The sequence below is a fragment of the Neobacillus sp. MER 74 genome (genome assembly GCF_023714155.1).
Genome location: NZ_JAMAUV010000009.1, coordinates 1 through 13,396, shown reverse-complemented (window position 1 = coordinate 13,396; position 13,396 = coordinate 1). Strand labels below are relative to the sequence as shown.

Annotated in this window: 12 protein-coding genes; 1 reads left to right on the top strand and 11 read right to left on the bottom strand. The window is 38.0% G+C overall.

Features of this window, described 5'->3' with window-relative positions:
* Positions 1 to 27: 27 nt before the first annotated feature.
* The 3 genes from brnQ to M3610_RS15895 form a co-directional block, all read right to left on the bottom strand.
* Complete coding sequence (gene brnQ / locus M3610_RS15905) at positions 28 to 1,341, bottom strand: branched-chain amino acid transport system II carrier protein (protein WP_251460518.1); 1,314 nt, start codon at positions 1,339 to 1,341, stop codon at positions 28 to 30.
* A gap of 133 nt (positions 1,342 to 1,474) precedes the next feature.
* Positions 1,475 to 2,686, bottom strand: a complete 1,212-nt coding sequence (locus M3610_RS15900; RefSeq protein ID WP_251460515.1) for a GNAT family N-acetyltransferase — start codon at positions 2,684 to 2,686, stop codon at positions 1,475 to 1,477.
* Positions 2,687 to 2,829: 143 nt separating this feature from the next.
* Complete coding sequence (locus M3610_RS15895; protein ID WP_311315830.1) at positions 2,830 to 3,600, bottom strand: L,D-transpeptidase family protein; 771 nt, start codon at positions 3,598 to 3,600, stop codon at positions 2,830 to 2,832.
* 43 nt (positions 3,601 to 3,643) lie between these two features.
* On the opposite strand from M3610_RS15895, the gene M3610_RS28650 reads away from it, so the two are divergent.
* Positions 3,644 to 3,970, top strand: a complete 327-nt coding sequence (locus tag M3610_RS28650) for a YczF family membrane protein (RefSeq protein WP_483870110.1) — start codon at positions 3,644 to 3,646, stop codon at positions 3,968 to 3,970.
* A 2-nt stretch (positions 3,971 to 3,972) separates the two neighbouring features.
* Here the strand turns inward: M3610_RS28650 and M3610_RS15890 are convergent, their stop codons facing one another.
* The 8 genes from M3610_RS15890 to M3610_RS15855 all read right to left on the bottom strand — a co-directional run bounded on the left by M3610_RS15890 (position 3,973) and on the right by M3610_RS15855 (position 13,247).
* Positions 3,973 to 5,073: a GerAB/ArcD/ProY family transporter gene (locus M3610_RS15890; RefSeq protein ID WP_251460512.1), complete on the bottom strand. Its 1,101-nt coding sequence runs from the start codon at positions 5,071 to 5,073 to the stop codon at positions 3,973 to 3,975.
* A gap of 17 nt (positions 5,074 to 5,090) precedes the next feature.
* The gene (locus M3610_RS15885) at positions 5,091 to 6,275 is read right to left on the bottom strand and encodes a Ger(x)C family spore germination protein (RefSeq protein ID WP_251460509.1); all 1,185 of its coding nucleotides are present in this window, start codon (positions 6,273 to 6,275) and stop codon (positions 5,091 to 5,093) included.
* Between the two features lies 1 nt (position 6,276).
* Positions 6,277 to 7,809 (bottom strand): spore germination protein, encoded by a 1,533-nt coding sequence (locus M3610_RS15880; protein ID WP_251460506.1) that lies wholly within the window; start codon positions 7,807 to 7,809, stop codon positions 6,277 to 6,279.
* 156 nt (positions 7,810 to 7,965) lie between these two features.
* Entirely contained in the window at positions 7,966 to 8,814 is an 849-nt protein-coding gene (kynA, locus tag M3610_RS15875) for a tryptophan 2,3-dioxygenase (protein ID WP_251460504.1), read from the bottom strand.
* A 55-nt stretch (positions 8,815 to 8,869) separates the two neighbouring features.
* Positions 8,870 to 10,285: an amino acid permease gene (locus M3610_RS15870; protein ID WP_251460501.1), complete on the bottom strand. Its 1,416-nt coding sequence runs from the start codon at positions 10,283 to 10,285 to the stop codon at positions 8,870 to 8,872.
* Between the two features lie 23 nt (positions 10,286 to 10,308).
* A complete protein-coding gene (gene kynU, locus M3610_RS15865) occupies positions 10,309 to 11,580 on the bottom strand; it encodes a kynureninase (protein WP_251460498.1) in 1,272 nt (423 codons plus the stop codon).
* A gap of 54 nt (positions 11,581 to 11,634) precedes the next feature.
* Positions 11,635 to 12,423 carry a 2-keto-4-pentenoate hydratase gene (locus M3610_RS15860; protein WP_251460495.1) on the bottom strand — a complete coding sequence of 263 codons (789 nt, stop codon included), beginning with the start codon at positions 12,421 to 12,423 and terminating at the stop codon, positions 11,635 to 11,637.
* Between the two features lie 44 nt (positions 12,424 to 12,467).
* Positions 12,468 to 13,247 (bottom strand): 2-keto-4-pentenoate hydratase, encoded by a 780-nt coding sequence (locus M3610_RS15855; protein WP_251460478.1) that lies wholly within the window; start codon positions 13,245 to 13,247, stop codon positions 12,468 to 12,470.
* Positions 13,248 to 13,396 lie beyond the last annotated feature (149 nt).

The following is a 13,396-nucleotide window of genomic DNA, read 5'->3' as shown; positions in this document are numbered from 1 at the left end:
GAATTTAGCCGTGTTTTTTATTTGCAGTTAAGCTTCCATTGGTTCTTTAGTAAATAATCCAAGTAAATATCCAAGTATTAAACCGATTAGGGCTGGAATTATCCATCCCATCCCTTCGGAATAGAAAGGAAGGATATCAAATGCCCCACTCCATTTATTGGAAAGAAACGTTTTATTAATTGTATCAATAATACTAAAAAGAGCAACAAAGCTAACAGCCGTGATATAAATCCAACGGGATTTCTTAATTAAATCATCAAAAAGACCTAATAAAATAATCACGATGGCAATCGGGTAGATCATGCCTAGTATCGGAACCGAGATCTTTAAGATTTGAGTTAATCCTAAGTTAGCAATGGCAGTACTAAGAACTGCTAAAATCATAACCCATGTTTTATAATTTATTCTTGGAATAGCATTTGCGAAAAACTGACTGCAGGAAGTGACTAAACCAATCGATACGCAAAAGCAGGCAATGGTAAAAACTAACCCTAAAATTAAGGTCCCACTTTGACCAAACAAGTGTGTCATTACATTCGCCAATATTTGTGCTCCATTTTCCGTTTTTCCCAAGGATGAGCTAGCAGCACCTAAATATCCTAAGATAAGATAGATTACCGTTAAAAGTAACCCTGCTCCTAATCCGGCGTACATCATATATAACGATCTTTTTTTATGTTCCACGACACCTTGGGATTTTAACGTATTGGCAATGACAATACCAAATGCTAAAGCGGCTAATGCATCCATTGTTAAATAACCATCTAAAAAACCTTGAAAGACAGGATTGGAAATATAATTATCTTTTGGCGTTGCAAATGAACCGATTGGGTCAATTAAGCTTTTTATAAAAATAATGGTGATTAGAACCAGTAGGATTGGAGTTAATAACTTCCCGAAAAGGTCAATCAGCTTAGAAGGATACATACATAACCATGCGACTAATCCAAAGAAAACAATGCTATATAGCAACAATGACATTGGATTTTCGACCAGATTTTCTGATAAAAAAGGAGATAATCCCATTTCGAATGCCAGACTACCTGCCCTGGGTATCGCCAATCCAGGGCCTATTGCGATATAAATGAGAAACGGAAAGATAAAAGCAAAAATTGGATGGACTCGCTGATTAAGTTCGTCAAAGCTTCCTGACTTAGCCACTGCAACGACCCCTAAAATCGGCAACCCAACTGCTGAAAAAATAAAACCTGCAAGAGCTGTCCAAAGATGATCCCCCGCTGACTGCCCTAAAAATGGTGGGAAGATTAAGTTTCCAGCCCCAAAAAACATAGAAAATAGCATAAAACTAATAAAGACAATTTGTTTCACTGAAAAATTCATTTATAAACTCCTTCGCAAAAAATATTATTCCATAATAATAAACTAAATTTACTCCTTAATGATATATTTATTTTAAACTTCTAATAATTTAAAAATTCCTCTTCCGATTTAGAAAGAGGAAAATAACTAAATTTCAAAAATAATCGGAGAAATATGGTGTCTCTCGTTCGATTAAATTCTCTAATATCTCCACCGTTAGTTCATTACATGAAAGGCGGCCAATTGCTGCCAAATAGGACGGACGTTTGTATCCGAGCAGCATCGTTGTTAATGTCTGAATCGTAACAATAACATCTGGCTGTTCTTCGCTTGGCACCAGTTGACCTTGACCAACTGCAGAAACTTGAAGTGTATATATCCCTTGATTCCACTCTAGAATTGGATCATCCACTTGCATCGTGATGTGAATGTCAGTGCCTGGCGCTCTAAATGGGAATTGTTCGATAAACTGTTTGACATCAACAATACGTGCCATAAAATAGGGAGCGATGGTTTCTTTAATATCCCCGTCTTCCAACCAGAAAGCCAATGGATCATTGGTGAAAATATTCCCGACAACTTTCGTCACCATGGAGAAATGGGCACTGATAAAGTTCCAAAGACCGTTTCGCGCTTCTTCATTCATATAGATCATTTCTTTGACATGCAGTACATCTTGAGAAATCCAGTAAAGTAAATACCCTTGTGGCTGATGAGAACGATCATAATATACGGCAGCAGTTAATTCATCGAGTTCCCATCTCCAGAATTCTTCCCAAGCTAAATTGTTTCGAATCATGGCTACATGCCTTCTTCTTGAAAAAAGCTGATAAACAGTTTTGACATCTGAATGCTCAGTATTTAGCCGATCGACGTAGCCTGAAACTTTCTTAACTTTCGGTAATTGATAGTCTTTGATTTCAAAGGTCATTTTATCAGAAATAATCTCCCAACCCTTTTTACGATAAAAAGGCAATGAATAGGGATATAAATAACAAATTGATTGTTTTCTTTCTTTCATATCAGCCAGTGCCTGCCAAATTAACTTATTCATCAATCCTAAATTCGCATATTCTGGATAGGTGCCAACCCCAGTTAATCCGCCCATCTCAAAGGTTCGACCATATATGTTTACTTGAAAGGGATAAATAGCAACTTGGGAGATTAGTTTTTCACCATCAAACCAGCCTAACACATCAGCCTGCTCCAAAACAGGGAGTTTTGCTAATGCAATTTCACGTTCCTCCCAGCCCACAGTCTGTAGGTCTTTTTTAGTTACTTGAAAAACATAACGTAATAATTCATTGAACTGACGCCAATGTTTTGGTTCCACTTTTTCCATCTTGAGCCTGTCCAGTCGACTCATACCATTACCTCCAGCAAATTACGGTTATACTCTATGTTCATATAATTTGTGTGAATTTATGTAAACTTTCCGGAAAAAACTGTATCAATTCAAAAAAAAGGTTGCTCAATTTTTTGAGCAACTTCATGAACAATTCTTTATTATTATTTCATTCCGAGTGCTTTTTTGGTTGCAGGACCAACAATCCCATCCGCTGTTAATTTACGCGCTTTTTGAAATTTGCGCACGGCAGTATCGGTGTTTGCTCCAAAGACACCATCTACACCCTTTGTACTATATCCAAGGGACGTCAACTTACGCTGAAGTTCTTGAACAGCTGGACCCCGACTACCTTTCTTAAGGATTTCTCCAGTGGTACTAACAGGAACAGATGGTGCACTAGACCCACCCTTCACTTTATATCCATTGGCAGATGCAATCGCATTGAATGATTTTCCAGAAGAGGTAATGATTACTGGGGTGCCAGTTGGGACTTGACTATACAGCCATTCGACTTCGTTATCGTACATACGGATACACCCACTGCTAACATACCCTCCAATAGAGCTGGGGTTGTTGTTTCCATGAATCGCATAGGTTGTACCCCATGTTCCGCGGGCATTTAAACCAAGCCATCGGTTACCTAGCGGATTACGAGGGTCGCCACCTGGAATATGACCCTTATAGTATGGCCGATACTTAATCTTAACTACAATCTTGAACTTTCCTTCAGGTGTATACGATTTCTTTCTCCCAGTTCCAACTTTAAACTGCTTCTTAAACACACCGTTCTCAAAGTACGCGAGCCGATTGGTACTCTTGTTAATAATAATCAATTTTCCACTAGAAGCTGCTGAACTTGTCGGAACCCCCACAAAAAAACTAGAAAACATAAAAAAAGCAAACACAAAAAATACTAACCACTTTCTGGGCAACCTAACCCCTCCTATACGACATAAATACTAATCCGTGTATCCTATGTCGGAAAGGCTTGTCTACATTACAACTTTGTTAAAAATATTACAAATTAGGCTAAACTTACTATATTTACAAATAATAAGGAAAAAATTCGGGGTGATATGCTTGAAAAAATTATTATTAATAATCTTACTTTTATTTTCCCTTGTTATGGGAGTTAGTATCATAATTGATCTGCTTCAAGGTCTTAGTATATATGAGACGTTAAATTCGTTTAAAAAAATAAAACAAAAGATGACGGGTGAAGAAGTTATTCTGATTATTTTATCCTTCTTGCCACTTGTTTTTACAAAGATCAACAGATCTAGTAATAATAAAAATGCTTAATATTAGGCAGTAACTGGCTTTATCTTTCTTTTAATTAAGGCAATTATCAATAAAAATACTGGAATTACTATTTGCATAGGAATATGAAAATAGTACGGTACAATTTTTAATCCTTCGTCAATGTGCGCTATATAATTTGGTGCCATAACGACTGAGCTAACCAAAATAATGATTCCCATGGGATAGATTAATTTTTTTTGCTGTTTGACCTTAAACAAATCTATTGTCCCAATATATGCACAGAAGAAAAAAACAGTTATTTTGACAAATCCTAAAAGGACCATACTAATGATCACCACTGTATCGAGCCTTTGAACAAATTCTGCAATGTTAATGTAACTTACAGCCGTAAGGATAGGAAAGGCAGACCGGGAAGCAATATCTGCTCCGGTAATGGCGATATTCAAAAGGCTAAATGATAGAAGGCATAGACCACTCAATACTATGGCTAAAATACCCACTTTTTTAGCCTTTTCTTGTTTATTTAAGTATGGAAGAAGCATGGTGAACGTAATCATTTCCCCGAAAGGGAAAGTTATAGTAGTCGGAAAGGATTTAATTAATGGATGCCAACCATGTTCTAATAATGGACGGAGATTATGTAATTTTATGATTCCACTAGCCATTTCAAATAATATAATCAGGAGAAGCATGAACACGATGATGAAAAGGCAAAGCTCCGATATGCGAATAAATACTTCAATCCCTTTGAAAACTGCATACATTACACATACTATCATAATGATCCCAAGCGTCAGAAGTGTTGCTGATCGATATGCTGCGATAACTAATAATTCTTCGAAATCACGCAAAACCCTAGAAGCGATGTAAATAAAATATGTTACATACATTAGCCCAAATAGCCAGCCTAAATAACGCCCCAGAATTTTTTGGAGATAACTGGTCAATGGTAAAGTCGGATACATAGTATATAATTTTGTGAAAATAAGATAAAGAACGCAGCCTGAAGCAATTCCAAATAGAATCGTAATCCAAGAATCTTGCTTTGCTTCACCAGCTATCCCTACTAGAATTGCGCTTCCTAATTCAAATAAAAAGATGACACTGAACAACTGAAACCCATTGACCTTTACTTGTTCCATCTCTTTTCCCTCCTAGATCAATAAGGATATGGCTTAATTCGCATTCCTGTCCCTTCAATATTCAAATTCACCTGGATATGGACTTTCGCCTGTGAAAATAACTTATTCCACTGCTGCTTGGATTTTCTCCATTTTTTTGGATGAGTGTCGCGTAATATTTCCCCAAAACCGAACACATCACTCTCCAATTTCTGTGCCACAATAATTCCATCCTTTATCTCTTTTTCCAGTTCTCGTTCACTTCTACGCTCGTATTCTTTTATTACTTCACGTTTACTTATATCCTTGTTACATAGCAATTCAGATAGAGTACCGAAACCATTCACCTGAATTGTAATGACTGCTTGACTGTTTTGCATATCGACTTTAGACTTACTTTTCAAGTGATTCACGAGTAAATTGTTATAGCGCTTTTCGTCACAATGAATTCTCAAACTGCTAATTTGTATATTATTTTTGATAATTTGAAGCGACTTTTGCTTTTTTCCATCGATCCATCCAACTAGTTTTCCTTTTCTAAATACAGCAATTCCATTGAGAAATACGAAGGTCTTTTGCATACTTTCAATGTTTTTCTTGCTGGCTCCAGTTTTTGGATTACCTGTTATGGATATCCCACTTATTGTTGGTTCTGAACCTGCGTTAGTTAAATTTTCAATAATATCGTAAATTTTAATCTCACCATATTCCCCTAGGACTTTTGAAGCATTTTTTACCTTACCTACAAGTGTCCGAACAGGAATTTTATCAACAGAAGAAAGTATATCCATTGTCGTTTTTATGTCAGCATTACGGGTAATTAAAACAGGAACGTTGACACGTACTCCTGCATCCCGCTCAAATACATCAAAAATAAAGTTCAAACTCTCCTTTTTTGCCAGTTGCTCACTAATGAGAACTAACTGAATATGCGAATAAATATTTTTCCGGGGAAAAATATTTGAGGCATTACCCGCCGCTTCAGAAAGTGTTTTACCTCGGCTTTGGTAGTTAACTACTGGCGTACCGCCGGAACCCGTCCCTCTTGCAGCATTTTCACTTGGATTAACTACTTGGTAGGTGATTTCATATACATCTTTTTCAGGGATATAATCAATCCCTAATCCAAGCACAATTGCTATTTCATTTAATTCCGTATAATTTGAACACCCGGTGAGTCCGACTAATAAGAAAATAATCAAGAACGATATTTTAGTTCTCATTCTATTCTCCCTCATTCCTTTTCCCTATCCTTACTTTATTTTTTTTATTTGCAGGTGTTGGTCTGTTTATTAGGTTTGGTAATGCAAAACGAAATAGGACATCCTTTTGTTCCTTTAGATTGAATGGAGCTATAGGAGATAGATATGGAACTCCAAATGAGCGTATCGAACACAAATGCATCCCTATAATAAGGGAGGCAGCTAACACACCATAAAGCCCGGCGTATGAGGCAACGATCAATAATAAAAAACGAAGAGAGCGAGCAGCGATTCCAAGATTGTAGTTTGGCAGTGCAAAACTAGCGATGGCTGTTACAGAAACGATAATAACCATTGCTGCAGATACAAAGCCTGCATCTACAGCAGCTTGTCCAAGGATAAGAGCTCCTACAATCGAAAGAGCTGATCCAACTGCTCTAGGCATTCTAATGCCTGCTTCTCTTAGAACTTCAAAGGTAATCTCCATAATAAAAGCTTCTACAATGGCAGGAAATGGAATAGCTTCTCGTTGGGCAGCAATACTGACAAGTAATACAGTAGGAACAAGGGCCTGATGGTGTGTAATCATCGCTACGTATACAGCCGGTGCATATAAGGCTAAGAAAAATGCCCCCAATCGTAAAATCCTTAAAACACTGCCTATATATTGATTCTGATAATAATCCTCTGGAGATTGGAAAAGTTGGGTAAAGGTTACTGGGACAATCAGAACGTAAGGAGTGCCAGTCATAAAAATGGCCACGCGTCCTTCAAGTAAATTTCCAACCACTGCATCCGGGCGTTCTGTATTTTGAACCGTTGGAAAAGGAGATTGCGGGTCATCTTCAATAAAGCCTTCAATATACGCTGATTCTAAAATACCATCTACTTTTATTTTTTGAAGACGATTCTTCACTTCTTTCACAATAGCCTCGTCAGCAATCCCCTTGATGTACATGATTTCAACTGCAGTTTGTGTCACATCACCAATTACCATCGAGTCCAGTCGTAAATTGGGACTTTGGATACGGGATCTGACGAGTGAGGTGTTGGTTCTAAGGTTTTCTGTAAAACTGTCTTTTGGTCCGCGAATGACAGTTTGTGTGGTTGGTTCCACAATTCCACGTGATTCAATTTCTTTAGTATCAAGGATCAGTGCACTCGTATCACCATCTATTAAAATCACGGTGCCACCAGAGACAATCGCTAAGAGGATATCTTTAAATGTGTTTTTTTCCTTAATATTTGTAACTGCGATTACCTGTTGTAATTCATCTTTTATTGTTCTAGAAGCTGGATCAAACTTGTTTGATAATATAGGTTCTATGACATGCTCGTCAATTTTAGGTGTATTTGAAATCCCATCAATATGAATGACTGCAAAGGCAAACGGATTTTCTTTATGCTTGATCATACGAACAATCAAATCGGAGCAATCGCCTAAATCCTCTTTAATTTGTCCTACATTCTCAATTAAATTTTTGTTTAAAAGATCATCGGAGGAAGTAGTATTCCCTGAGCTTTTTTGCGGTTTTAGACTAGCTTTTTTCCACATAGGTATTCTCACTTCCTCCTCTTATCTCGGATTGTTATATATTTACCAAAATACACTAATTTATGTAATATGCACCTCAGCATTTTAAATACATAAAAAAAACCGCATACCTCATAAAGTAAGGTTTCGCGGTCTTTTCCATCATTACCATCTATTTTATAACTTTGTCCGTAAACTCCACAGCTCGGGGAAAAATTGTTGATCTAGGACTCTTTTTAAATAGGTCACACCCGAAGACCCGCCAGTCCCCTGCTTATGACCAATGATTCTTTCCACGGTACTCATATGATTAAATCGCCATAATTGCTGTTGATTGCCGATATCGACTAATTTCTCTGCCAATTCGTATAAATCCCAGTATTGATCCACATTTCGATAGACAGTTAGCCATGCTTCTTCTACACTCGCATTTGGTTCATAGTTTTTTGACAAATCCCGATGTCGAACCTCATGGTCAATAGGTAGTCCACGTGCAACTAGGGCATTTATCGCAGCATCATAAATACTTGGCTGATGCAGGGCCGCTTGCATTTTTTCATATAGCTCTGTTTGATGTTGATAGACTGCTAGTGTATGAGCATTTTTGTTTCCTAAAGCAAATTCAATCAAACGATTCTGATAAGATTGGAATCCTGATGATTGACCCAATTTATCCCTAAACTCCAAGTATTCTGAAGGTGTCAGCGTCGAAAGAACACTCCATGACTGGATCAATTGCTGCTGTATCCTCGAAACTCGTGACAGGATCTTGAATGAAGGTTCTAAATCATTGTTTTGTATATATTCAATTGCGGCTGTCAATTCATGAATGATTAATTTCATCCATAATTCACTAGCTTGATGGATAACAATAAATAACATTTCATCATGGTGATCGGATACCCGGTGCTGACTAGTTAAGATTTTATCAAGTTGAAGATAATCTCCATACGACATGGATTTTTGAAAATCAGTTTGAATCGTTTCCTCTAGACCATTGTTCGTGTTTTTTTCTTGTGAGTTCATGGTATTAGTCCTCCAGCATTCTAATTTAGTTAAGTTATTTGTGAGTATTTATAGGTTAATTTACCTTTTTATTAAGAATTGCATCAGCCTCGTTCTTTTCAGGTTTGTTTTTTCTTTTATTAAAAATAAAATAGGCAGCAGTTAAAAATAACAACCATGGAACACCGAATTGAAGCATGATTTTAAAACCTGTAAACCAAGTGGTAATCATTAAACTGAGCAGAAGGCCCGCTCCTAATAGCGTCAAGTAAGGAAATCCGGGCATTTTAACTGGCAATTTCCGGCCACCTGACTTCTCCCACTTTTTTCTGAAAAACAAGTGGGAAACAAACACCATAAACCATGTGAAGATAGCACCAAACATGGAAATACCCATCATAAAGGCGTACGACGAGTCAGGTAATAATGCGTTTACCGCTGCCGCAAGAAAAATCCCCAATGTAGAAATGGCAAGAGCACTTAACGGTACTCCTTTTTTGCTTAATTTACCTAAAAAGGCAGGTGCATAATTTCCTCGTGATAGAGAAAACATCATTCGTGTCGAAGCATATAGCTGACTATTCATGGCCGAGAGAGCCGCTGTTAAAATAATAAAATTCATAATTCCACTTGCCCCTGGAATATTTAAGAGTTCCATCACTTTTACGAAAGGACTTTCCTCCACTCCGGCTGATTTCCACGGAACAATCATTAACATAATGCCAATAGTAATAATATAAAATGTCGACAAACGAAAGACGGTTGCTTTCAAAGCTTTTGGTACCGCAACATCTGGATCCTTGGCTTCTCCAGCAGTAACGGCGATCAATTCCGTACCTAAAAAGCTAAATAGAGAAATAAAGATTGCGACCCACATTCCCCACATGCCGAACGGTAAGAAACCACCTTCATTAACGAAGTTCTCAGGTCCCATTTCCGGCTTAGCCGACCCTCCTATGAAAACATATGCTCCAAGGAGAATGAATCCAACGATGGCACTAATTTTGATCATAGAAAACCAATATTCAAATGTTGCAAAAGTATTGACACTTGTTGCATTTACATAAATTAGGACAGCGGCGAACAATAAAATCCAGACAAACCCAGGGACACCTGGAAACCAATATTTCATATATACTGCAATGGCACTTACTTCTACTCCAACAGCAAGAACATTTGCAATCCAATACGAATAGCGGACCAGATATCCTGCGAACGGGCTAATATACTTATCAGATATAGTTCCAAATGACCCAGAAGTTGGATGGGCCACCGTCATTTCTGATAAACATCCCATTAAAAGTAAAACAATGAAGGCTCCAACCGCGTAACTAATTAATACACTCGGGCCAGCAGTGCTGATCGCAAGACCGCTTCCAAGGAAAAGACCTGTTCCAATCGCACAACCCATCGCAATCATAGTCAGTTGACTGGTTTTTAATTCACGCTTTAATCCTGATCCATTTCCGTTATTAAAATTATTATTCGCCATATATTTCCTCCTCGACCCTTTAGTTAAGCAACGACTTCACGTTCATTTTTAAACTTTTCATATTGCTTTTCATTCATAATCTTCTTAAGAATCTGGACAACTTCCCAAACATCCGTATATGAGGTATAAAGCGCGACAGGAGCAAGACGAATGATGTTTGGAGCACGGAAATCTGGAATGATCCCATTTTCTTTCAACGCTTTACAAATTCGCGCTGCCTCGATATGCTCTAAGCTTACATGACCCCCACGGCGGAAATCCTCAACTGGGTTTCCAATTGTAAATCCCATGCCTGCTGCCTCTTGATCCAGTAGGTCCATTAAAAATTGATTAATCTTTAATGACTTAGCACGAATATTTTCAATTCCTGCTTCTGCAAAAATCTCCAATGCGCCTAGTAACGGAGCAAGACTCAATACATGTGGTGTCCCAATTTGATAGGCTCCTGCGGAATCAGCCGGTGTAAGTGTGTGCTCCATATCAAATTGTTTCTCTTTTTTCGAACCGAACCAGCCAGCCAAACCTGGGGCTGTACCAAAATGTTTAGAATTCACATATAAACCGCCTACACTTCCAGGACCGCCATTTAAATGTTTGTAATTGCACCAATAGGCAAAATCAACGCCCCAATCACTAAACAAATGCGGAATCGCTCCAATCGAATGACACCCATCAAAACCAATTAGTATTCCTCTCTTATTGGCCTCTGCTGTTAGACGTTTCATATCTAATATTTGGCCGCTTCGATATAGGACTGTCGGAAGAATGATCAGTGCAATCTCATCTGTCATTGCATTAATAATATCTTCTTCCTCTAAAAAGCGTCCATCACGGCTTTTTACACGTACAAGATGTGTCTCTGGATCCAACCCATGAATGCGAAGTTGGCTTTGCAGCGCATAGATATCTGAAGGAAAAGTTAATTCATCAGCCAAAATTTTTGTCCTTGTACCTTCTGGCTTATAAAAAGTAGCAACTAACTGATGCAAATTGACCGTTGTGGAACCTGTTACAATTACTTCATTAGCTGAAGCACCTACTAATGGAGCAAGCATCTCTCCTAGTTTTTCCGATAAAAAAAACCAAGGGTGTTTCCCATTTGTCCAGCCGTCAATCCCATGCTCTTTCCAATCATTTAAAGACTCCAACAGCGTCTGCTCTGCTCTTTTCGATAGAAGGCCCAATGAATTCCCATCCATATAGATGGAATTCGGTTTTATGTAAAATTCTTCTCTAAATCTATTAAGGCTATCTTCTCTGTCTAATTGTTTTGCATATTCTAAAGTTATATGCATATGTATCTCCTCCAATCTTCCACACCATGTTATATAAATTATGAAGCAGTCCGATTATTTACTAGTAAAAGAAACACTGCCTAGTTCCGCAAATTGTGCCAAAATGGTATCACCTGGTTGAAAGCTAATGGCTTCTGTTATAGCGCCACTAAGAACGATATCGCCTTTCTTTAATCCCCGATCAGTTTCGCCGAGCTTATTTACAGCCCAAGCAACGGCAGCAGCTGGATCTCCTAATACAGCAGCACTGCTTCCCGTTGTTTCAACTTGTGAATTCTTAGACATATACACACCAATTTCTTTCAGGTTTAAAGCATCCGGAGATACCCATTTGCTGCCTACAATAAATTTCGCGGAAGAACAGTTATCCGCAATGACGTCTACTAGTGTAAACTTGAAATCTAAATAACGGCTATCAATAATCTCGATTGCTGGTGCTACATATTTCGTCACCTTTAGAATATCCTCAGCTGTAACACTAGTTCCTTGGATATCTTCATTAATCAAGAAAGCAATTTCGGGTTCTGCCTTAGGATGAATAAAACTGCTAAATGGAACGGGTTCCCATTCAGGCACAAGCATATCATCCATTAAATATCCGTAGATAGCTTCATGGACACCCATCATCTCCTGCTTTGCTTTACTTGTTAAACCTAGTTTTACACCAATTCGGCGAAGCCCTACTTGTTCTTTTTGCTCGATTAATTTTTGTTGTATTTCATAGGCTTGCTTAAAGGATAGTGTTGGATAATTAGTGGTAATTTTTTCAACTTCCAGCCTGTTCTTTTCTGCAGCTAATAGGTAGTTTACGATTTCTTGTTCTGTTCCTTGCAACAGGGACATAATAGAACCTCCACTTTTAATATATTTATGCGAGATAGACTCACTTACTTAAATGTTACGGATACAGTTCCTAATGAACCAAAATCTGCACCAATTATGTCACCTTGATTTACTGCAATGGCACCAGAAAGTGCACCGGGAAGAATTAACTCACCCGCTTTAAGAGTAATCCCAAATTCATGTAATTTATTGGCTAACCATGCGACTGCTTGAGCAGGGTGTCCAAGAGCGGCCGCTCCTGATCCTGTAGCCACAAGCTCATCATTTTTATAAAGTACCATTCCTTGGGTTCGCAAATCAATGCCATCTATAGGACTCATTTTTTTTCCAACTACTACTCTCGCAGACGAGCCATTATCTGCTACTGTATCAACCAACTTGATTTTCCAGTCAGAAATACGGCTGTCAATAATTTCGATGGTAGGTACTACATATTTGGTAGCCATTAACACATCTAAATAATTCACATTTGGCCCAACCAAGTCATGTTCCAAAATAAAACCAATTTCCGCTTCAACCTTCGGACTGATAAAATCAGCAATTTTTACTGTTTCTTCATCTGCTATTTTCATAGTATCTAACAGGTGGCCATAATCAGGCTCCTCCACGCCTAGCATTTGCTGCATTGCAATACTGGTTAGCCCAACCTTTTTCCCAATTACTTTATGTCCTTCTTTTACCTTTTTATCGATGACTGCGAGTTGGATTTGATAGGCATCACCTACTGTTAGTTCCGAATAGCGCTCCAATAGTGGTGAGACAGAATATTGATGACTTTCTGCATTAATTAATTCATTCGCAATTCCCTCAATTAATATTTCCATATCCTCCTTCACCTTCCTTTTCAACGTATTGTCAAAACTTTTATATTAAAAAAGTTAATAATCCTTGATTTAAAGGGATTTAAATGCAAAAAACTTGCCACCCCCGTGAAATTAGGTTAAAAGTGAGGTTACCACACCGAACACCTAAT

Coding starts and splice junctions, on each gene's coding strand:
- M3610_RS15855 (WP_251460478.1), bottom strand. CDS start 13,247: ATGGAAATATTAATTGAGGGAATTGCGAATGAATTAATTAATGCAGAA.
- M3610_RS15860 (WP_251460495.1), bottom strand. CDS start 12,423: ATGTCCCTGTTGCAAGGAACAGAACAAGAAATCGTAAACTACCTATTA.
- M3610_RS15870 (WP_251460501.1), bottom strand. CDS start 10,285: ATGGCGAATAATAATTTTAATAACGGAAATGGATCAGGATTAAAGCGT.
- brnQ (WP_251460518.1), bottom strand. CDS start 1,341: ATGAATTTTTCAGTGAAACAAATTGTCTTTATTAGTTTTATGCTATTT.
- M3610_RS15880 (WP_251460506.1), bottom strand. CDS start 7,809: ATGTGGAAAAAAGCTAGTCTAAAACCGCAAAAAAGCTCAGGGAATACT.
- M3610_RS28650 (WP_483870110.1), top strand. CDS start 3,644: ATGTCGGAAAGGCTTGTCTACATTACAACTTTGTTAAAAATATTACAA.
- M3610_RS15890 (WP_251460512.1), bottom strand. CDS start 5,073: ATGGAACAAGTAAAGGTCAATGGGTTTCAGTTGTTCAGTGTCATCTTT.
- M3610_RS15900 (WP_251460515.1), bottom strand. CDS start 2,686: ATGAGTCGACTGGACAGGCTCAAGATGGAAAAAGTGGAACCAAAACAT.
- kynA (WP_251460504.1), bottom strand. CDS start 8,814: ATGAACTCACAAGAAAAAAACACGAACAATGGTCTAGAGGAAACGATT.
- M3610_RS15885 (WP_251460509.1), bottom strand. CDS start 6,275: ATGAGAACTAAAATATCGTTCTTGATTATTTTCTTATTAGTCGGACTC.
- kynU (WP_251460498.1), bottom strand. CDS start 11,580: ATGCATATAACTTTAGAATATGCAAAACAATTAGACAGAGAAGATAGC.